This is a genomic window from Pseudomonas sp. TE3728 (assembly GCF_056279145.1).
The window spans coordinates 2913270-2933318 of record NZ_JBWBQT010000001.1; the positions used below are offsets into that span (position 1 = coordinate 2913270).

The following is a 20049-nucleotide window of genomic DNA, read 5'->3' on the forward strand; positions in this document are numbered from 1 at the left end:
CTTAACCTCTTGTCGGCTCTTGGTTACCGGCAGCATTGCCGGTAACGCTGGCGGCCAGAATCGCCAGAACCAGTTGCTGGAAATCCAGGCCAGCGGCACGGGCCGCCATCGGAACCAGACTGTGATCGGTCATGCCCGGTGCGGTATTGACTTCCAGGAACCAGAACTGCCCGTCGGCGTCCTGCATCACGTCTGCCCTGCCCCAACCGGCGATACCCAGCGCCTCACAGGCTTTGGCCGTGAGGTCCATGAGTTCTTTTTCTTTATTGCTGTCCAGGCCACACGGGATCCGGTACTGGGTATCGGAAGCCACGTACTTGGCGTCGTAGTCGTAGAAACTGTGGGTTGTGCCCAGGGCGATTGGAGGCAACACCTGGTCACGCAGGGTGGCGATGGTGAACTCCGGACCTTGAATCCATTGCTCGACCAACACTTGCGAATCGTAGGTACTGGCCGCTTTCCATGCGTCGATCAATTCGGACGCGGAGGTCACTTTGGCCATCCCGATACTGGAACCTTCATGGGCCGGTTTGACGATCAAAGGGAAGCCCAGTTCCGTGGCCGCCGAAATACAATCGGCCTCAGAGCTCAGTACCGCATGGCGTGGCGTCGGAATACCGAGGCTGTGCCAGACCTGCTTGGTGCGCAGTTTGTCCATGGCCAGTGCCGAGGCCAGAATGCCGCTGCCGGTGTACGGAATGCCCAGGCATTCGAGCAGGCCCTGCATGCTGCCGTCTTCACCGCCACGACCGTGGAGGATGATGAAGGCGCGGTCGATTTTTTCGTTCAGCAGACGCTGCAGCAGGTCATCGCCCACATCAAGACCGAAGGCGTCCACACCGGCGCTTTGCAGTGCGTCGAGCACCGCGTTACCCGACTTCAGGGAGACCTCACGTTCGGCACTCTTGCCGCCGAACAGCACGGCGACACGGCCGAAGTCTTTCGGCGCGATCGTGGAGACGAGGTTGGCGTAAGCAGCAGTCATTTCAACTTCCCCACGCTTGGCGCGGCAACCGCGCCAGCGAACAACGGACTGTTCAATAGTTTCGGTGCGAGACCGCCGATATCACCGGCGCCCTGGCACAACAGAATGTCGCCGGCACGCAGCAGCGGCTTGACGATTGGTGCGAGGTCGATGCCACGCTCGATGTAGATCGGGTCGAGCTGACCGCGCTGACGAATGCTGTTGCACAGCTTGCGGCTGTCGGCGCCCGGGATCGGCTCTTCGCCGGCCGGATAGACTTCCATCAACAGCAGCACGTTGGCGTCGGCCAACACGTTGACGAAGTCGTCGTACAGGTCGCGGGTGCGGCTGTAACGGTGCGGCTGGTAAACCATCACCAGACGGCGCTCCGGCCAGCCACCGCGCACGGCTTTGATCACGGCGGCGACTTCGGTCGGGTGGTGACCGTAGTCGTCCACCAGCATTACATTGCCGCCTTCAACCGGCAGTTCGCCGTACACCTGGAAGCGACGCCCCACACCCTGGAACCCGGACAGGCCCTGGACGATGGCTTCATCGCTGACGCCTTCGTCGGTGGCGATGCAAATGGTCGCCAGCGCGTTCAGCACGTTGTGGTTGCCCGGCATGTTCACCGACACATCCAGCGGCTCGCGATCAGGGCGCAGCACGGTAAAGAAGGTCTGCATGCCTTGTTGGCGCACATTGATGGCGCGCACGTCGGCATCGTCGCCAAAGCCATAGGTGACCGTCGGACGTTTCACCTGCGAGAGGATTTCACGCACCACCGGATCGTCCAGACACACCACCGCCAGACCGTAGAACGGCAGGTTGTGCAGAAACTCGACGAAGGTTTTCTTCAGTTTGTTGAAGTCACCGTCGTAGGTTGCCATGTGGTCGGCGTCGATGTTGGTGACCACGGCCACCAGCGGCTGCAAGTGCAGGAAACTGGCATCGCTTTCGTCGGCTTCGGCGATCAGGTAACGGCTGGTGCCGAGCTGGGCATTGGTGCCCGCGGCATTCAGACGACCACCGATCACGAACGTCGGGTCCAGGCCACCGGCGGCGAACACCGAAGCGATCAGGCTGGTGGTGGTGGTTTTGCCGTGGGTACCGGCAACGGCGATGCCGTGGCGGTAGCGCATCAGTTCGGCCAGCATCTCGGCACGCGGCACCACCGGAATCCGGCGTTCCAGGGCCGTGGCCACTTCCGGGTTGGAAGTGTTCACGGCGCTGGAGGTGACCAGCACATCGGCGTTCGTGGCGTTCTCGGCACGGTGGCCGATATAGATGTGGGCACCGAAGGATTCCAGGCGCTCGGTCACCGGCGATGCTTTGAGGTCGGAACCGGACACTTCATAGCCCAGGTTCAGCAACACCTCGGCAATGCCGCACATGCCCACGCCGCCGATACCGACGAAGTGGATGCGACGGATGCGGCGCATTTCCGGGTGCGGCATGGCTTTCTTGTTCTCAACCATGAGCCACCTCCAGGCAGGTATCGACCACGTTACGAGTGGCATCGGGTTTGGCCAGGCGGCGTGCCGCGGTGGCCATGTCGTTGAGTCGTTGCGGTTGCATCAAGACCTCTGTCAGGCGAGCGGCAAGATCCGCTGCGCCAGTCGTTCTTTGCGGCATCAGGAAGGCAGCGCCTTCACGGGCCAAATAATCGGCGTTGCGGGTCTGGTGATCGTCGATCGCGTGGGGCAAAGGCACCAGCATCGAGGGCAGACCGGCAGCCGCCAGTTCACTGATGGTCAATGCGCCTGCGCGGCACACCACCAGGTCGGCCCAGCCATAGGCTTGGGCCATGTCTTTGATGAAAGGCTGCACTTGCGCCTCGACGCCAGCTGCGCGATAGCGCTCTGCAGTCACTTCATCGTGGTTTTTGCCGGCCTGATGAAACACGTCCGGGCGCAGGTCGGGAGCGACTTGCGACAGGGCTTCAGGCAGCAACTTGTTCAACGGCTCTGCGCCCAGGCTTCCGCCCAGGATCAGCAAACGCGCCTTGCGACCGGCCAGGGCAGGTCGCGGTGTTTCGAGGAACAGCTCGGTACGCACCGGGTTACCGGTGGTGCGACGGCTGCTCGACAGGGTAAAGGTGTCGGGGAACGCTTCACAGACTCGGGCGGCCAACGGCACCAGCAACCGATTGGCGGTACCGGCCACGGCGTTCTGCTCATGAACGATCACCGGCACGCCGGACAATTTGGCTGCAACGCCGCCGGGCCCGGTCACATAACCCCCGAAGCCGACCACGCAGACTGGCCGCAGCTGACGAATGATCGCCCGCGCCTGCCAGATCGACTTGAGCAACATGAACGGTGCCTTGAGCAGGGACAATTTGCCCTTGCCGCGCAAACCGCTGGCGTTGATCCGATGCAATTGAAGGCCGGCCGCCGGCACCAGATCGTTCTCGATCCCGCGCGGCGTGCCCAGCCAGTGCACGGTGTAACCGCGGGCCTGGAACTCGCGAGCGCAGGCCAGTGCCGGGAACACGTGGCCCCCGGTGCCGCCGGCCATGATCAATACGTTAGCGCCCATGGGTCGGCTCCTCGGCGAAGTCGCTCTCATGGAATTCCATCTCTTCACTGCCCAAGTGGGTTCGACTCTCCCACTCGATGCGCAGCAACAAGCCAAGACAGGCACAGCAGATCACCAACGAACTGCCGCCATAACTGAGGAATGGCAGAGTCAGGCCCTTGGTCGGCAATAGGCCTACGTTCACTCCGATGTTGATCAGGAACTGACCGATCCACAGGAACGACAAGCCATACGCGATGTAAGCGGCGAAAAATTGTTTGGCCTTCTCGGCCCAATAACCGATGTACATGCCACGAATACAGACAAAGACGAACAGCGCCAAGGTGCACAACGAACCTACGGCACCCAGTTCTTCGGCTAGGACCGAGAACACGAAGTCAGTGTGGGCTTCCGGCAGGTAGAACTGTTTCTGCACGCTGTTGCCCAGGCCAACGCCCAGCCATTCGCCGCGACCGAAAGCGATCAAGGCTTGGGACAACTGATAGCCCGCACCGAACTGGTCGGCCCACGGGTCCGCAAAGTTGGTCAGTCGCGCCATTCGATACGGCTGCATTTGAATCAACAACACCACCGCACCGACAGCCAGGACAACCATCAAGGAAAAACGGAACAGCCCGACGCCGCCGAGGAACAGCATTGCTGCAGCCGCCCCCATCATTACAACGGTGGCACCGAAGTCCGGCTCCATCAGCAACAGCCCCGCCATCGGCAGCAGAACGATGAACGGCTTGAAGAAACCCATCCAGCTTTCACGCACTTCTTTCTGGCGACGCACCAGATAACCGGCGAGGTAGATCACCACGAACACCTTGGCGATCTCGGAAGGCTGAACGTTGAAAAAGCTGAAGCCGATCCAGCGCATCGAACCGTTCACTTCACGGCCAATGCCGGGGATGATCACCATCACCAGCAAACCGAATGCACCAATCAGCATCAGCCAGCCCAGGCGTTGCCAGGTAGCGATCGGAATCATCATGGTGACGATGCAGGCACCCAGTCCAAGCACTACGTAGATCAGGTGGCGGATCATGTAATACAGGGCACTGCCCGATTGCACCGCCGCCACTTCAGTGGATGCCGATGCAATCATGACCAGGCCCAGGCCCAGCAGCGCCAGACAACCGGCGAGCATCGGGAAATCGAGGTCGATGCCGCGCCCGGTGATGATCGGCGACGGGTACGGCTTGATGATATTCAGGAGGCTCATGCCAAGTCCTCCACGGCGCGGACAAACTGGTGACCGCGATCTTCGTAGTTCTTGAACATGTCGAAACTGGCGCAGGCTGGCGACAGCAGCACCGCATCGCCCTTTTCTGCGATGGCGCGGCATTGCGCGACCGCTTCGATCAGCGAGCCGACGCGAATCAGTGGCACGGCATCGCCAATGGCCTCGCCGATCTTGTCGGAATCACGGCCCATCAAAATGACGGCGCGGCAGTTGCCCGCCACCGGATCACGCAAATCCTTGAATTCGGCGCCCTTGCCATCGCCACCGGCGATCAGCACCAGCTTGCCGTCGATGTCCGCGCCCAGGCCTTCGATGGCGGCCAGAGCAGCACCGACGTTGGTGGCTTTGGAGTCGTTGTAGTAGCTCACGCCATTCAGCTCGCGTACCCATTGGCAGCGATGCTCGAGCCCGGCGAAATTGCGCAGGGCCGAAAGCATGGCGTCGAACGGCAGGCCGACGGCATGCCCCAGTGCCAAGGCCGCCAGAGCGTTGGACTGGTTATGCGCGCCACGAACTTTCAACTCGCGCACCGGCATCAGGTTCTGGAATTCGAAGGCCAGGTATTTCTCGCCGTCTTCTTCCCGGATCCCGAAGGCCTTGAAATCGGGTTTGCTCAAACCGAAGGTCCAGCACGGCTGACCTTCGCCCATCAGCGGACGGCTCAAGGCGTCCTGACGGTTGACCACAAACTGCCTGGCACCCCGGAAGATCCGGTGCTTGGCCAGGTGATAGGCCGGCAGACCGCTGTAGCGATCCATGTGGTCTTCGCTGATATTGAGCACGGTCGCCACTTCGGCGTTGAGTTGATCGGTGGTTTCGAGCTGGAAGCTCGACAACTCCATCACGTACAACTCGATGTCGTCGCTGAGCAAATCCAGCGCCGGTGTGCCGAGATTGCCGCCGACAGCAACACGCTTGCCAGCCGCAGCCGCCATTTCGCCGACCAGGGTGGTGACGGTGCTTTTGGCGTTGGAACCGCTGATGGCGACAATCGGCGCCTTCGCGTTACGCGCGAACAGCTCGATGTCGCCGGACAACTTCACGCCACGGGCGGCGGCAGCCTGCAGGGCCGGGGTCGCCAGCGCCAGGCCGGGGCTCACGTAGAGCTCGTCGGCACGGCACAGGAATTCGACATCCAGCTCGCCACAACGCACTTCCACGTGCGGATAGTCACGCTTGAGCGTGGCCAGTTCCGGTGGATTTTCCCGCGTATCGGCGACAGCAAACGACACGCCCCGGTTCGCCAGGAAGCGAACCAGGGACATGCCGCTCTTGCCGAGGCCGACAACGATGCGGAAGTGGTCAGAAGCGATCAGAGACACTCGTTCTACCTCAGCTTCAGGGTGGCAAGGCCGACCAGTACCAGAATCACGGTGATGATCCAGAAACGGACGATCACGCGCGGCTCGGGCCAGCCCTTGAGTTCAAAGTGGTGGTGTATCGGCGCCATGCGGAATACACGGCGACCGGTCAGCTTAAAGGAGGCAACCTGGATGACGACCGACAGGGTCTCCATCACGAACACGCCGCCCATGATGAACAGGACGATTTCCTGACGGACGATCACTGCGATGGTGCCCAAAGCCGCGCCCAGCGCCAGTGCGCCGACGTCGCCCATGAACACTTGGGCCGGATAGGTGTTGAACCACAGGAACCCCAGGCCCGCACCGATCAGCGCGCCACAGAACACAATCAACTCACCCGCGCCCGGTACGTAAGGAATCAGCAGGTATTCAGCGAATTTCACGTTACCCGACAGGTAGCAGAAGATCCCCAAACCGCCGCCGACCATCACGGTAGGCATGATCGCCAGACCGTCGAGGCCGTCGGTCAGGTTGACCGCGTTGCTCGAGCCGACAATCACGAAATAGGTCAGGACGATGAAACCCGCGCCCAGCGGAATGCTGTAGTCCTTGAGCATCGGCAGGATCAGGGTGGTTTCTACCGGCGTCGCGGCAGTCATATAAAGGAAGATCGCCGCGCCCAGGCCGAACACCGACTGCCAGAAATACTTCCAGCGGCTCGGAAGGCCGCGGGAGTTTTTCTCGATGACTTTGCGGTAGTCGTCGACCCAGCCGATGGCGCCGAACAGCAGGGTCACCAACAACACCACCCAAACGTAACGGTTGGCCAGGTCAGCCCAGAGCAAGGTGCTGACACCGATGGACGAAAGAATCAGCGCGCCGCCCATGGTCGGGGTGCCGGATTTGGACAGGTGCGATTGCGGGCCGTCGTTGCGAACGGATTGACCGATCTGACGGTTCTGCAAAGTGCGGATCATCCACGGGCCATAGCACAGCGACAAGACCAGCGCGGTCAGCACACCGAGGATCCCGCGCAGGGTCAGGTACTGAAAGACCGCGAAGCCTTTGTAGAACTGTTGCAGATACTCCGCTAGCAGCAGCAGCATTAATGTTTCTCCAGACGGGTCCCGCACAAAGCGGCGACGATGTTTTCCATCGCGGCGCTGCGCGAGCCCTTGATCAAAATGGTGGTGTTTGGGTCCTGCTCGGCTTCCAGGGCCTTGATCAGCTCAGCCTGAGTGCTGAAGTGAAAAGCCTGCTCGCCGAAAGCGTTTACGGCGTGGGTCATCATTGGCCCGACCGCGTAAAGCGCGGAAACCTTGCCGCGAGCGTACTCGCCCACATCGCGGTGCCCCTGCTCCGCCCAATCGCCCAACTCGCCGATATCTCCGAGCACCAGAACGGTGCGACCGGAAAAGCCGGCGAGTATATCAACGGCGGCGCACATGGAGGTGGGGTTTGCGTTGTACGTGTCATCGATCACGCGCATACCGTTAGTTGCCAGTTGCGCGACGGCACGACCCTTGACCGGTTGCACTGCATTGAGCCCCGAAGCGATATGCGACAAGGACACGCCCAGGGCGTGAGCCGCCGCGGCGGCGGCGACTGCGTTGGTGACGTTGTGCCCGCCGAGCAGGTTCAATTGAATCCGGGCAATACCTTGTGGCGTGTGCAGTTCGAATGCAGGGCAGCCGCGTGCATCGGAAACGATGAAGCTTGCATGGAAATCTGCGGTGGCATCCAGCTGAGAGAAACTCAGCACCCGTCGGGCAGCGGCACGGGCCTTCCAGATCGGGAACGCCTTGTCGTCGAGATTCAGCACGGCGATGCCCGAGGCATCCAGCCCTTCAATAATCTCGCCCTTGGCCTCGACGATTTTTTCCGGGCCGCCGAACTCACCGACGTGGGCAGTGCCGGCATTGTTCAGCACAGCGACATGCGGTTTGGTCATGGCAACGGTGTAGGCAATCTCGCCAAGACGCGAAGCCCCCAACTCGATGACCGCCGCCGTGTGTTCCGGCGCCAGTTCGAGCAGGGTCAGCGGAACACCGAGGTCGTTGTTCAGGTTGCCACGGGTCGCCAGCACCGGACCGCGCGTGCGCAGGATGCTCGCAAGCATTTCCTTGACCGTGGTCTTGCCGCTGGAACCGGTGATGGCCGCGACCGGATGAGTGAACGCAGCGCGGTTCATCGCGCCCAATTGGCCGAGGGCCTGGCGGGTGTCCTTGACCAGCAGTTGCGGCAGCGCGCTGTCGGCAACCTCGCGCTCGACCAGGGCACCCACGGCGCCTTTGGCGGCAACGTCATTGAGGTAGTCATGGCCATCGAAACGCGGGCCGGCCAGAGCAATAAACAACTGGCCGGGCTTGATTGCGCGGCTGTCGATGCTGACGCCGTCGAAGCTGGCGTCGCTGGCAATCAGACGGCCATTCAATGCACTGGTCAGTTCGCTCAGTTTCAAGGCTTTAAGCATGGGCCACCTCCCACGCGGTCAGGGCGTGATCGGCCTCGACCAGATCGGAGAAAGCGTGGCGCTCGCCGTTGATTTCCTGATAGTCCTCGTGACCTTTACCGGCCAGGACAATCACGTCATCCGCCGAAGCGCTGGCGATCAATTGGGCAATCGCCTGGCCACGGCCGGCGACGAAGGCAACTTTATCCACAGCGGTAAAACCGGCGCGGATGTCGTCGAAAATCACCGTAGGGTCTTCGGTGCGCGGATTGTCATCGGTGACCAGTACGCCATCGGCCAGACGCTCGACCACTTCCGCCATCAGCGGACGCTTGCCGCGATCGCGATCACCGCCGCAACCGAACAGGCACAGCAACCGGCCTTTGGCGTGTGGACGCAGGGCCATCAAGACTTTTTCCAGCGCATCCGGTGTGTGGGCGTAATCGACCACCACCAATGGCTGAGTACCGCCGCCCAGGCGCTGCATGCGACCGGCCGGACCTTCGAGTTTTGGCAGCACTTTGAGGATTTCGTCCAGCGCGTAGTCCAGCCCGAGCAAGGCGCCGATCGCGGCCAACACGTTGCTCAGGTTGAAACGGCCGAGCAAGGTGCTGCGTAAATGGTGCTCGCCTTGCGGCGTGACCAGCGTGGCACGCACGCCTTCGTCGTCGAACTGCGCTTGGCGGCAATACAGGTAGGCGCTGGAATCTTCCAGGCTGTAAGTGATCAGTCGCGACTCGCCTTTATCGGCAGCCAGTTGCCGACCGAAATCGTCATCCAGGTTGACCACCCGGCACTTCAGATCATCCCAGGCAAACAACCTGGCCTTGGTTTCGCCATAGACCTGCATGGTGCCGTGGTAATCCAGATGGTCGCGCGAAAGGTTGGTCATCACCGCCACATCGAATGCCAACGCAGTCACGCGGCCCTGATCCAGGCCGTGGGAAGAGACTTCCATGGCCACGGCTTTGGCGCCGGCCTTTTTCAGGTCGGCGAGGGTCGCTTGCACCGCAATCGGGTTTGGCGTGGTGTGCAGACCGCTTTCCAGCGTGCCGTAGAAACCGGAGCCCAGAGTGCCGACGATGCCGCAGTGCTGCCCCAGCAGGTCGAGCGCCTGGGCGACCAATTGGGTCACGCTGGTTTTACCGTTGGTGCCGGTCACGCCGATCAGGTTCAAATGACGGCTCGGGTCGCCATAAAAGCGCCCGGCGATGTCCGACAGCTGCGCCGCCAGGCCTTTGACCGGAATCAACGGCACGTCGGTGATCGGCAGCACAGTCGCGCCTTCGACTTCATAAGCCACGGCAGCAGCGCCGCGTTGCAAGGCGTCGGCGATGTGCGCACGCCCGTCGAACTTGCCACCAGGAACCGCGAGAAACAGATCGCCTGCTCGTACGTTGCGGCTGTCCAGCGCCAATTCGCGGATCAACAGATCGCGGCCGGCGTGGGCGAAAATCTTGTTCAGGCTCAGCGACATCAGCCGCGCCCTCCATTAGCTTTCAGCGGAACGACCGGTGCGGCGTTCGCTTGTTGAGTGGCAGGCAGGTTGTCCGGGGTGATGTTCATCAGGCGCAAGGTCCCGGACATCACTTTGCTGAACACCGGGGCCGATACCAGACCACCGAAGTAACCGGCCTTGGTCGGCTCATCGATCACCACCACGATTGCGTAGCGCGGATCGTTCATCGGGCCGAAGCCGGCGAATAGCGAGCGGTAGGAATTCTCGGCGTAGCCTTTGGTGCCGACCGAGGTTTTACGCGCGGTACCCGACTTGCCGCCCACGTGATACGCCGGCACCTGCGCACGGAATACACCGCGCGGGGCTTCGATCACTTGTTGCAGCATGGTTTGCATGGTTTTCGCGACAGCTTCCGGCAATACCTGTGTGGTTTGCGGTGCCTTGTCGGTTTTGATCAGGGTCAGCGGCGCAAGGCGACCATTGTTGGCCAGGGCCGAGAAGGCGTGGACCAACTGGATCGCAGTCACGGAAATACCGTAGCCGTAGGACAGCGTGGCGGTTTCAGCCTTGCGCCATTCGCGGTAGTTCGGCAGGTTGCCGACGCGCTCGCCCGGGAAACCGAGCCCGGTATCCTGGCCGAGGCCGACTTTCTGCGCCAGGCGGAAAATCGTTTCGCCGCCGATATCGAACGCGACCTTACTCATGCCGACGTTACTGGAATTGATCAGGATACCGGTCAGGTCGAGCACCGGGCCTTCACTCTTGGATACGTCCTTGATGGTGTACTTACCGATCTGCAAGGTGCCTGGATACACCTCAACCGTATCGGTCGGCTTCCAGCGCCCGGTTTCAATCGCGGCGCTCATGGAGATCGCCTTCATGGTCGAACCCGGTTCGAACACGTCGATCATCGCGCGGTTACGCATCATCGCCGGTTGCAGATTGCGACGGTTGTTCGGGTTGTAGGTCGGCTGGTTGACCATGGCGAGGATTTCGCCAGTCTTCACGTCCATGATTACCAGGCTGCCAGCCTTGGCGCCGTTCTCGATGATCGCGTTGCGCAGCTCGCGGTTGGCCAGGTATTGCAGACGCAGGTCAATGGACAACGCCAAGGGCTTGCCGGCCTTGGCGTTTTTGGTGACTTGGACATCTTTGATCAGCCGGCCGCGCCGGTCCTTGATCACCTGCCGCTTGCCGGGGACGCCGGCCAGCCATTCGTCGTAGGCCAACTCGACGCCTTCGCGCCCGTGGTCATCGATGTCGGTGAAGCCGACCATGTGGGCGGTGACTTCGCCGGCCGGGTAGAAACGCCGGAACTCTTCGATGCCATAAACGCCCGGCACTTTCAGATCGAGCACAGCCTGGCCCTGCTCGGGGGTCAGCCCGCGCACCAGATAAATGAATTCTTTGTTGGCCTGGGCTTCGAGACGTTCGGCCAGGGCTTTCGGGTCCTGCCCCAAGGCAGCCGCCAGTGCCGGCCACTTCTCTTTGGCCGTTTGCATTTCCTTGGTGTTGGCCCACAGGGTGGTGACCGGGGTACTCACGGCCAACGGCTCGCCATTACGGTCGGTGATCAGACCACGGTGAGCCGGAATTGGAATATGACGAACACTGCGCGCATCGCCCTGACCTTTAAGGAAGGCACGGTCGACCACTTGCAAATCGATGATGCGCCAGGCAATCGCCGCCACCATGATGCCGAGCAACCCGACCACCAGACGGAACCGCCATGGAAAGAGCGCGCCTTCGAGTTTCATCATGGCGCCACCATCTGCACTTCAGCGGCGCCGGGAATGCGCATCTTCAGTTGCTCGGTGGCCAGGACTTCGATTCGACTGTGGGCAGTCCAGGTGCTCTGTTCGAGAATCAACCGGCCCCACTCCGCCTGCGCCTTGTCGCGCACGCTCAATTCGCCGTACAGCGAATTGAGCAACTGACGGTTCCAGTGCGCGCTATAGGACACGCCTATAGCCGACACAAGCACGCCGGCAAACAACAGCAGCATGAAAAAGCTTCCGCCGGGAAGTGGCTTGGCGAAAAGCTTGCTCACCGCAATTTCTCCGCGACACGCATGACGGCACTACGGGAACGTGGGTTGGCTTTGAGTTCGGCCTCCGAGGCGGTCTGCGCTTTGCCATGGATTTTGATTACCGGTTCGAAAGCGACGTGACGGACCGGCAGGTTGCGCGGCAGGTTGTCGGCTTCGCCTTTCACCAGTTTTCGCATGAACAGTTTGACGATGCGGTCTTCCAGCGAGTGGAAGCTGATGACGACCAGACGGCCGCCGACTTCAAGGCATTCCAACGCCGCTTCGAGGCCGGCTTCCAGATCGCCCAGTTCGTTGTTGACGTGAATACGCAGGCCCTGGAATGCACGGGTGGCCGGGTTCTTGCCCTTTTCCCATGCGGGGTTGGCGACTTTCAGCACTTCAGCCAGATCGCCAGTGCGCTCGAACGGCTTGATGTCGCGACGCTCGGCCACGGCACGCGCCATGCGTCCGGAGAAACGCTCCTCGCCGTATTGCTTGAACACCCGGGCAATTTCTTCCACCGGCGCGGTGTTGACGAACTCGGCGGCGCTGATCCCGCGGGACGGGTCCATGCGCATGTCCAACGGACCGTCATTGAGGAAGCTGAAGCCGCGCTCCGGGTCGTCGAGTTGTGGCGAGGACACGCCGAGGTCGAGCAGAACACCGCTGACCTTGCCGGCCAGACCGCGTTCGGCGACTTCCGAACCGAGCTCGGCAAAGCTGCGCTGCACAACGACAAAGCGGCCGTCTTCGGCCGCTAGCGTTTGCCCGGTGGCAATCGCTTGAGGATCTTTGTCGAATCCGAGCAACCGGCCATCAGGCCCGAGCTGGCTGAGGATCAACCGACTGTGCCCGCCACGTCCGAACGTACCGTCCAGATAGCAGCCATCAGGACGTACGGCGAGAGCCTCGACGGCTTCGTCAAGCAGTACGGTGATGTGGTTAAAGCCGCTATCAATAGTCACAGGATTAAATCACGCAGTTCATCAGGCATGGCGCCCGGTTGTTGAATAGCAGCCAGGTCAGCGGCAGAAACCGCATCCCAGGCATCCTCGTCCCACAATTGGAACTTGTTCAGTTGGCCTACCAACATCGCGCGCTTATCCAACTTGGCATATTCGCGAAGACGTGGCGGAACCAGAAAACGACCACTGCCATCGAGCTCGAGGTCGACGGCATTACCAATCAGTAAACGTTGCAGGCGGCGGTTCTCTTCGCGAAGCGAAGGCAGTGCGCGCAGTTTGGTTTCGATAATTTCCCACTCATCGAGGGGATAAACACACAAACACGGATCAACGGCATCGATGGTGACGATTAATTGACCGGAACTACGCGAAACCAGCTCGTCACGGTACCGGCTCGGCATTGCGAGACGGCCCTTTGCATCGAGACTGATAGCGTTAGCTCCGCGAAACACGTCAGCGTTTCTCCAAATATTAGCGTTTTACGCTCAAAAAACCCACTTCATGCCACTTTCCGCCACTTGCGCACACTATAGGAATGCGCCCACCACACCGTCAAGGCGCGGATTAAAGGAAAAGCCTTACAGAACGGAGATTTAGCGGCGTTAAAGGAGGGTTAACGAGAATCTGACGGATGAATTCACTCGATAACTTGAATCAGCACAGAAGGCTGCGTTCAGAAGTTAAAGTAGTTTGTTAAGAGTAAGATTTTTTCGGTATTACAAAAGCGCTTCTGCTATTGATTCAGCAGGGAGGGAAATTGCCATTACACACATCGCTGCCAATGACTCGGCAGCGAGGAAAAAAAGGTGGAGAGTCGATCTGTAAGCCGGGTTCTGTCTTGAACAGTCATTCGTCTACGATGGCCATCACTGGACATCTTTAGCAACCTACCCGGTCCCAGCGCGGGCCACGCCTTGGGACCCTATTTGGTCTTGCTCCAAGTGGGGTTTACCTAGCCACGAACTGTTGCCAGACGTGCGGTGCGCTCTTACCGCACCTTTTCACCCTTACCGGCGCCGAAGCGCTTAGGCGGTTATTTTCTGTGGCACTTTCCGTAGGCTCACGCCTCCCAGGCATTACCTGGCACTTCGCCCTATGGAGCCCGGACTTTCCTCCCCCCCCTAATTTTCATAGAGGGCAGCGACTGTCCGATCGACTCTCCGCCGCGAAGATTAACGGCAGAGCGGCCGAAGAACAAGCGCTAAAAGCCTCTGGCCGGCGCTGCACATCGGTTTTACTCGCCCTTCTGTTTATCCAGCGCGACCTGATAGAGCACATTCTTGCGTTCGCCGGTAATTTGCGCCGCCAATGCCGCCGCACGCTTGAGCGGCATCTCTTCGAGCAGCAGATTGAGAATACGCATGGCTTCACTGCTGACAGCGTCTTCAGTCTCAGGGGCAGTCCAGCCCGCCACCAGCACTACACACTCGCCACGCTGCTGATTGCTGTCCGATTCGACGAACTCGCGCAACTCGGCCAGCGGCAAGCCTTTAAGGGTTTCGAAGGTCTTGGTCAGTTCACGGGCCAGCAACGCCGGACGCTCGGCGCCGAATACCAGCTCCATGTCTTGCAGGCACTCAAGGATGCGGTGCGGTGCTTCATAGAAAATCAGCGTGCGCGGCTCTTCTTTTACCAGCTCCAGACGAGCCCGTCGGCCGACAGCCTTGGCCGGCAAAAACCCTTCGAAGATGAAACGGTCAGACGGCAGGCCCGCCGCCGACAATGCCGCAATCAAGGCACACGCCCCCGGAACCGGCACCACATTGATTCCCGCGGCACGAGCCTGACGCACCAGGTGATAACCCGGATCGGAAATCAGCGGCGTCCCAGCGTCGGAAATCAACGCCACATCGTCGCCCGCCAGCAGACGCGTGATAAAGCGGTTACCCTCCTCACGCTCGTTGTGCTCATGACAGGCCGCCAGCGGCGTGGGAATACCGAAATGCTGCATCAATCGCTGGGAATGGCGAGTGTCTTCGGCGGCAATCAAGGCGACGTCGCGCAGGATTTTCAGCGCACGCGCACTGATGTCGTCCAGGTTGCCGATGGGCGTCGCCACCACATAAAGCGAGCCAGCAGCGGAATTCAAAGCACCTAGAGCAGTCAAAACGCGCACCTCATGATCGGTAAAAAGGCGACATTGTAGCGCGTAGCGGCGCTTGCGATACGCTTCACCCTCCGCGGGTTTTCCAGCGTTATGTGCAGTGCTGCAACATTTGTACGAGCTAAATTGATCGATTCACGCCAGTAACATCGCGCCCCGGCCAGCGCTTGGGTACAATTCCACGCTAATTTGATCGAGTATCAGGAACACTACATGATCGCTTGCCTGCGGCTGTTCACTGCCCTCTGCCTCGCTGCCTTGCTGGCGGCTTGCGCCAGCTCGCCCTCTTCCAGCCTTGGCGAACTTCCACGGACCCCGGATGCCAGTATCGAGCAACTGCTCGAGCAGGCCACTAAAAGCAAAGATCCGGAAAAAGCCGCCCTGTTGCGCCTGAGCGCGGCAGACCTGGCTTATCGCCAGGGCAATGCCGGCCAGTCCGCGCAAATCCTGCAACAGGTGCCGGTGGAACAACTCAAGCCTGGCCAACAAGTCTTCGCCAGCACCCTGGCGGCTGAACTGGCCATGGTCCGCAATCAGCCCAAAGCGGCGCTGACTGCCCTGAGCCATCCGAGCCTGCAACGCCTGAGCGAACTGCCCGTCGAACAACAGGTTCGCACCGGCACCGTTCATGCCCGCGCCCTTGAGGCCGACGGCCAGACTCTGGCCGCCGCACGGGAGCGCATCTTTATTGCGCCGATGCTTGAAGGTGAAGCAGCCAGCAAAAACCACGAAGCGATCTGGACCCTGATCGCCTCGCTGCCGACCGATCAATTGCAGCCGACCACCGACGATGACCTCGGCGGCTGGATCCGTCTGGCGCTGGTGGTGAAAACGGCCGGCACCCTGGAACAGCAGCAAGCCGCGATCGACAACTGGCGCGAGCAGAATCCAAAACACCCGGCCGCCATCCAGCTGCCGTTGCCATTGACCAAACTCAAGGAGCTGGCCAGCCAGCCCCTGAGCAAGATCGCCCTGCTGCTGCCGCAAGACGGCCCACTGGGTTCGGTTGGCAAAGCGCTACGTGAAGGCTTCATGGCTGCGCACTACCAGGCGCAACAAGCCGGGCAGAAGCCACCAGCCATCGAGTTCTATGACAGCTCGCGCCTGACGTCCCTCGACGAGTTCTATCGCAAGGCCCAGGCCGATGGCGTGCAACTGGTGGTCGGCCCGCTGGAGAAGCCGCTGGTCAAACAGCTCAGCGCCCGCCCGCAACTGCCGATCACTACCCTGGCCCTGAACTACAGCGAAGGCGCACAAGGTCCGGCCCAACTGTTCCAGTTCGGTCTTGCCGCTGAAGACGAAGCCCGCGAAGTGTCTCGCCGTGCACGCGCCGACGGCCTGCATCGCGCCGCGATCATGGTGCCGAAAGGCGAATGGGGCGACCGCGTCTACAAGGCGTTCAGCCAGGATTGGCAAGCCAACGGTGGCAGCATTGTCGCTACCGAGCGCGTCGACCAGCCGGTACAACTGGCCCAGCAGATTGCCGACATGTTCCAGCTGCGCCAGAGCGAAGGCCGTGCCAAGAGCCTGCAAAGCACCGTTGGCTCGCAGGTTGCCGCACAACCTTCGCGTCGTCAGGACATCGAGTTCATCTTCCTGGCCGCGACGCCGCAACAGGCTCAACAAATCAAACCGACCCTGAACTTCCAGTACGCCGGGGACGTGCCGGTTTACGCCACCTCCCACGTGTTCAGCGCCAGCGGCGACCAGAACCAGTACAACGACATGAACGGTATTCGCTTCTGCGAAACCCCATGGCTGCTGGATGCCAACGACCCGCTGCGCAAACAGGTCACTGCACAATGGCCACAAGCCGGCGGCAGCCTGGGCCGTCTGTACGCGATGGGCGTTGACGCCTATCGCCTGGCACCGCGCCTGGGGCAACTCAAGGCCTTGCCGGACAGCCGCATCCAGGGTCAATCGGGCAGCCTGGGCATGACTCAGAGTCAACGGGTCGAGCGTCAGTTGCCATGGGCAGAGTTCATCAACGGTCAGGTTCAACGCCTGCCGGACACCTCACGCTGATGCCCGACAGGTCACGCCAGCAAAGCGGTAAAGATGCCGAGCGTCATGCGCTCGAGCATCTTCAGCAACAAGGTCTGCGCCTGCTGGCGCAGAACTGGTTGTGTAAACGCGGCGAGCTTGATCTGGTCATGCTTGATGGCGATACAGTAGTATTCGTCGAAGTCCGCTACAGAAAAAACACCCAATGGGGTGGTGCGCTCGATAGCATCGATGGGCGCAAACGGCAGAAACTGATTTTTGCCGCGCAGTATTTTCTTCAGCGCGAGTCGCGTTGGGCCAATTCCCCCTGCCGCTTCGACGTGGTTGCCATCGACAGCAACCTTGATCAGTTGAACTGGTTGCAGAATGCCTTCGACAGCTGATCGCTTGCGTCCCGAACCGGACACTTTCACCCAACACTTTTGCTCTTTGCTTTGCGGGCTGCACATTCATGTGCCGAGTAGCCGCGCTAATTAAGGTCACACAGATGGACATGCAATCGCGAATTCGCCAGCTTTTTCAGGCCAGTATCGACACCAAGCAACAGGCGATGGACGTACTTGCACCGCACATCGAGCAAGCCAGCCAGGTCATGGTCAACGCCCTGCTCAACGAGGGCAAAATGCTGTCCTGCGGCAACGGCGGTTCCGCCGGTGACGCACAGCACTTCTCCTCCGAGCTGCTCAACCGCTTCGAACGCGAGCGCCCGAGCCTGCCCGCCATCGCGCTGACCACCGACAGCTCGACGATCACCTCGATCGCCAACGATTACAGCTACAACGAAATCTTCTCCAAACAGATCCGCGCCCTCGGTCAGCCGGGTGATGTTTTGCTGGCGATTTCCACCAGCGGCAACTCGGCAAACATAATTCAAGCGATCCAGGCCGCACATGATCGCGAAATGATTGTCGTAGCATTGACCGGTCGTGATGGCGGCGGCATGGCGTCACTGCTATTGCCTGAGGACGTCGAGATTCGCGTACCGGCCAACGTCACAGCACGTATTCAGGAAGTCCACCTGCTGGCGATCCATTGCCTTTGCGATCTGATCGACAGCCAACTGTTCGGGAGTGAAGAATGACCCCTAATCGCCTAGGCCTTCTGGCCTTGACCCTGTGCCTTGGCATCAGCGGCTGCACCTCGGTGGTTAACGCCAGCCGTGAAGCGCCGATCGATGATGACCGCGGCACCCGCACCTTCGGCAGCAAGATCGACGACTCCCTGATCGAAACCAAGGCCGGTGTAAACATCGCCAAGGCCGATCCGGACCTGGACAACAACTCGCACATCGTCGTCACCAGCTTCAACGGTGTAGTGCTGCTCGCCGGGCAAACCCCTCGTGCCGACCTCAAGGCCAAGGCCGAACAGGTTGCCGCCTCCGTGCAGCGCGTGAAGAAGGTGCACAACGAGCTGCAAGTGCTGCAACCGTCCTCGCTGCTGGCGCGTCAGAACGACACCTGGCTGACCACCAAGATCAAGACCCAGATGCTCACCGATCCCTCCATCCCGGGTTCGCGCATCAAGGTTGTGACCGAAAACGGCATCGTCTACTTGCTGGGTCTGCTGACCAAGCAGGAAGCGGCTCAGGCAACCAATTTGGTACAAGGCGTTTCTGGCGTGCAGAAGATCGTGAAGTTGTTTGAGTACATCGATTGACGCGATTGTAAGCGCTGGCAGAAGCCTGTAGGAGCTGTCGAGTGAAACGAGGCTGCGATCTTTTGATTTTGCTTTTAAGACAAGTCAAAAGATCGCAGCCTCGTTTCACTCGACAGCTCCTACGGTTTGAAGGTGGTGAAGTAATAAAAAAAGGCGATCCATTCGGATCGCCTTTTTTTATTACTTCACCACCTTCAAACTCGGTCGACCGCTGGGACGCGGCGGCTCACTGTCGGGTGGCGGAACATCATCATCCGGCTCGATCTCTTCCTCGTCTTCCAGAGGCGATTCCATATCGAACACCATGCCCTGACCGTTCTCCCGGGCGTAAATACCCAGGATCGATGCGATAGGCACGTACAGGGTGTGCGGCACGCCACCGAAGCGCCCCTCGAAACTGACTGCCTCGTTGTCCATGTGCAGATGACGCACGGCCGCCGGGGAAACGTTCAGGACAATCTGTCCGTCACTGGCAAAACCCTGAGGCACCTGCACCGATGGATACTCGGAATTGACCAGCATGTGCGGGGTGCAATCGTTGTCCACAATCCACTCGTAGAGCGCGCGGACCAGATAAGGTCGACTGGAGTTCATAGCGGCTCCTTAAGCCTTAGCGCATATCGCGTTCGACACCAGACAGACTTGCCTGGAAAGCCTCACGCGCAAACGAGCGCTCCATATAATCAAGCAGCGGCTTGGCAGGCCGCGGCAGTTCAATACCCAGAATCGGCAATCGCCAGAGTATTGGCAATAGGCAGCAATCCACCAGACTTTGTTCCTCACTGAGGAAAAACGGCTTGTCGGCAAACAACGGCGACACGCCTGTCAGGCTTTCGCGCAGCTCTTTACGAGCCACGACACGGGCTGCTTCCTTGGTCCGCGAATCCAGAATCAGATCCACCAGGCCACACCAGTCACGCTGAATGCGATGAATCAGCAGACGACTGTTGGCACGCGCCACGGGATAAACCGGCAGTAGCGGCGGGTGCGGGTAACGCTCATCCAGATACTCCATCACCACGGTCGACTCCCACAACGCCAGGTCACGATCGACCAGGGTGGGCAGGCTTCCGTAAGGGTTGACTTCAATCAGTTTAGGCGGCTGGCGACCAGCTTCCACGTAAATGATCTCGGCGCTGACACCCTTCTCTGCAAGTACGATGCGCACTCGGTGGGAATAGTGGTCGGCGGGGTCGGAGTAACAGGCCAACCGATTGGTCACGCCCATGGCGGTCCTCCTCGCTTGTTGAAATTATCGGAAACGGAAAAACACGCGCGCCCAGAGGGCGCCTCCCGTAACGCCTGGATCACCAGACTCGTTACACCTTCAGAGACGCCCCTGG

Annotated in this window: 19 protein-coding genes and 1 other RNA gene; 4 read left to right on the forward strand and 16 right to left on the reverse strand. The window is 60.4% G+C overall.

Annotation, left to right across the window (positions count from 1 at the left end):
- Position 1: 1 nt before the first annotated feature.
- From ACZ89R_RS12440 to rsmI, 14 genes are all read right to left on the reverse strand, one after another.
- Positions 2 to 985, reverse strand: a complete 984-nt coding sequence (locus ACZ89R_RS12440; RefSeq protein ID WP_123494462.1) for a D-alanine--D-alanine ligase — start codon at positions 983 to 985, stop codon at positions 2 to 4.
- Positions 982 to 2442 (reverse strand): UDP-N-acetylmuramate--L-alanine ligase, encoded by a 1461-nt coding sequence (gene murC / locus ACZ89R_RS12445; protein ID WP_429545640.1) that lies wholly within the window; start codon positions 2440 to 2442, stop codon positions 982 to 984. The genes ACZ89R_RS12440 and murC overlap by 4 nt, the downstream gene beginning before the upstream one ends.
- On the reverse strand, positions 2435 to 3505 hold the full coding sequence (gene murG, locus ACZ89R_RS12450) for an undecaprenyldiphospho-muramoylpentapeptide beta-N-acetylglucosaminyltransferase (RefSeq protein WP_123494464.1): 1071 nt from the start codon (positions 3503 to 3505) through the stop codon (positions 2435 to 2437). The genes murC and murG overlap by 8 nt, the downstream gene beginning before the upstream one ends.
- A complete protein-coding gene (ftsW, locus tag ACZ89R_RS12455; protein ID WP_429374949.1) occupies positions 3495 to 4712 on the reverse strand; it encodes a putative lipid II flippase FtsW in 1218 nt (405 codons plus the stop codon). Before ftsW ends, murG begins: the two co-directional genes overlap by 11 nt.
- Positions 4709 to 6055 (reverse strand): UDP-N-acetylmuramoyl-L-alanine--D-glutamate ligase, encoded by a 1347-nt coding sequence (gene murD / locus ACZ89R_RS12460; protein ID WP_429545639.1) that lies wholly within the window; start codon positions 6053 to 6055, stop codon positions 4709 to 4711. Before murD ends, ftsW begins: the two co-directional genes overlap by 4 nt.
- Before the next feature lie 5 nt (positions 6056 to 6060).
- A complete protein-coding gene (gene mraY / locus ACZ89R_RS12465; RefSeq protein WP_007904350.1) occupies positions 6061 to 7143 on the reverse strand; it encodes a phospho-N-acetylmuramoyl-pentapeptide-transferase in 1083 nt (360 codons plus the stop codon).
- The gene (locus ACZ89R_RS12470; RefSeq protein ID WP_123494467.1) at positions 7143 to 8510 is read right to left on the reverse strand and encodes a UDP-N-acetylmuramoyl-tripeptide--D-alanyl-D-alanine ligase; all 1368 of its coding nucleotides are present in this window, start codon (positions 8508 to 8510) and stop codon (positions 7143 to 7145) included. Before ACZ89R_RS12470 ends, mraY begins: the two co-directional genes overlap by 1 nt.
- Positions 8503 to 9966 (reverse strand): UDP-N-acetylmuramoyl-L-alanyl-D-glutamate--2,6-diaminopimelate ligase, encoded by a 1464-nt coding sequence (locus ACZ89R_RS12475; RefSeq protein ID WP_429545638.1) that lies wholly within the window; start codon positions 9964 to 9966, stop codon positions 8503 to 8505. The genes ACZ89R_RS12470 and ACZ89R_RS12475 overlap by 8 nt, the downstream gene beginning before the upstream one ends.
- Positions 9966 to 11705, reverse strand: a complete 1740-nt coding sequence (locus ACZ89R_RS12480; RefSeq protein WP_429547861.1) for a peptidoglycan D,D-transpeptidase FtsI family protein — start codon at positions 11703 to 11705, stop codon at positions 9966 to 9968. Before ACZ89R_RS12480 ends, ACZ89R_RS12475 begins: the two co-directional genes overlap by 1 nt.
- Positions 11705 to 11998 carry a cell division protein FtsL gene (gene ftsL, locus ACZ89R_RS12485; protein WP_032830409.1) on the reverse strand — a complete coding sequence of 98 codons (294 nt, stop codon included), beginning with the start codon at positions 11996 to 11998 and terminating at the stop codon, positions 11705 to 11707. Before ftsL ends, ACZ89R_RS12480 begins: the two co-directional genes overlap by 1 nt.
- On the reverse strand, positions 11995 to 12942 hold the full coding sequence (gene rsmH / locus ACZ89R_RS12490; RefSeq protein WP_008072115.1) for a 16S rRNA (cytosine(1402)-N(4))-methyltransferase RsmH: 948 nt from the start codon (positions 12940 to 12942) through the stop codon (positions 11995 to 11997). The genes ftsL and rsmH overlap by 4 nt, the downstream gene beginning before the upstream one ends.
- Positions 12939 to 13394 carry a division/cell wall cluster transcriptional repressor MraZ gene (gene mraZ, locus ACZ89R_RS12495; RefSeq protein WP_008147486.1) on the reverse strand — a complete coding sequence of 152 codons (456 nt, stop codon included), beginning with the start codon at positions 13392 to 13394 and terminating at the stop codon, positions 12939 to 12941. The genes rsmH and mraZ overlap by 4 nt, the downstream gene beginning before the upstream one ends.
- Positions 13395 to 13748: 354 nt before the next feature.
- Positions 13749 to 14102, reverse strand: an RNA gene (gene rnpB / locus ACZ89R_RS12500) — RNase P RNA component class A.
- 74 nt (positions 14103 to 14176) lie between these two features.
- Positions 14177 to 15049, reverse strand: coding sequence for a 16S rRNA (cytidine(1402)-2'-O)-methyltransferase (gene rsmI / locus ACZ89R_RS12505; protein WP_429545637.1), 873 nt, complete (start codon positions 15047 to 15049; stop codon positions 14177 to 14179).
- Positions 15050 to 15259: 210 nt separating this feature from the next.
- Between rsmI and ACZ89R_RS12510 the strand changes: the two genes are divergently transcribed.
- The 4 genes from ACZ89R_RS12510 to ACZ89R_RS12525 all read left to right on the forward strand — a co-directional run bounded on the left by ACZ89R_RS12510 (position 15260) and on the right by ACZ89R_RS12525 (position 18706).
- Entirely contained in the window at positions 15260 to 17071 is a 1812-nt protein-coding gene (locus ACZ89R_RS12510; protein ID WP_123494471.1) for a penicillin-binding protein activator, read from the forward strand.
- The gene (locus ACZ89R_RS12515) at positions 17071 to 17433 is read left to right on the forward strand and encodes a YraN family protein (RefSeq protein ID WP_007904371.1); all 363 of its coding nucleotides are present in this window, start codon (positions 17071 to 17073) and stop codon (positions 17431 to 17433) included. Before ACZ89R_RS12510 ends, ACZ89R_RS12515 begins: the two co-directional genes overlap by 1 nt.
- Positions 17434 to 17537: 104 nt before the next feature.
- The gene (locus ACZ89R_RS12520) at positions 17538 to 18131 is read left to right on the forward strand and encodes a phosphoheptose isomerase (RefSeq protein ID WP_007904374.1); all 594 of its coding nucleotides are present in this window, start codon (positions 17538 to 17540) and stop codon (positions 18129 to 18131) included.
- Positions 18128 to 18706, forward strand: coding sequence for a BON domain-containing protein (locus tag ACZ89R_RS12525; protein ID WP_019582358.1), 579 nt, complete (start codon positions 18128 to 18130; stop codon positions 18704 to 18706). Before ACZ89R_RS12520 ends, ACZ89R_RS12525 begins: the two co-directional genes overlap by 4 nt.
- Positions 18707 to 18886: 180 nt before the next feature.
- Here the strand turns inward: ACZ89R_RS12525 and ACZ89R_RS12530 are convergent, their stop codons facing one another.
- A complete protein-coding gene (locus ACZ89R_RS12530; RefSeq protein WP_008004998.1) occupies positions 18887 to 19300 on the reverse strand; it encodes a ClpXP protease specificity-enhancing factor in 414 nt (137 codons plus the stop codon).
- A gap of 16 nt (positions 19301 to 19316) precedes the next feature.
- Entirely contained in the window at positions 19317 to 19934 is a 618-nt protein-coding gene (locus tag ACZ89R_RS12535) for a glutathione S-transferase N-terminal domain-containing protein (protein ID WP_007905304.1), read from the reverse strand.
- Positions 19935 to 20049: the final 115 nt, after the last annotated feature.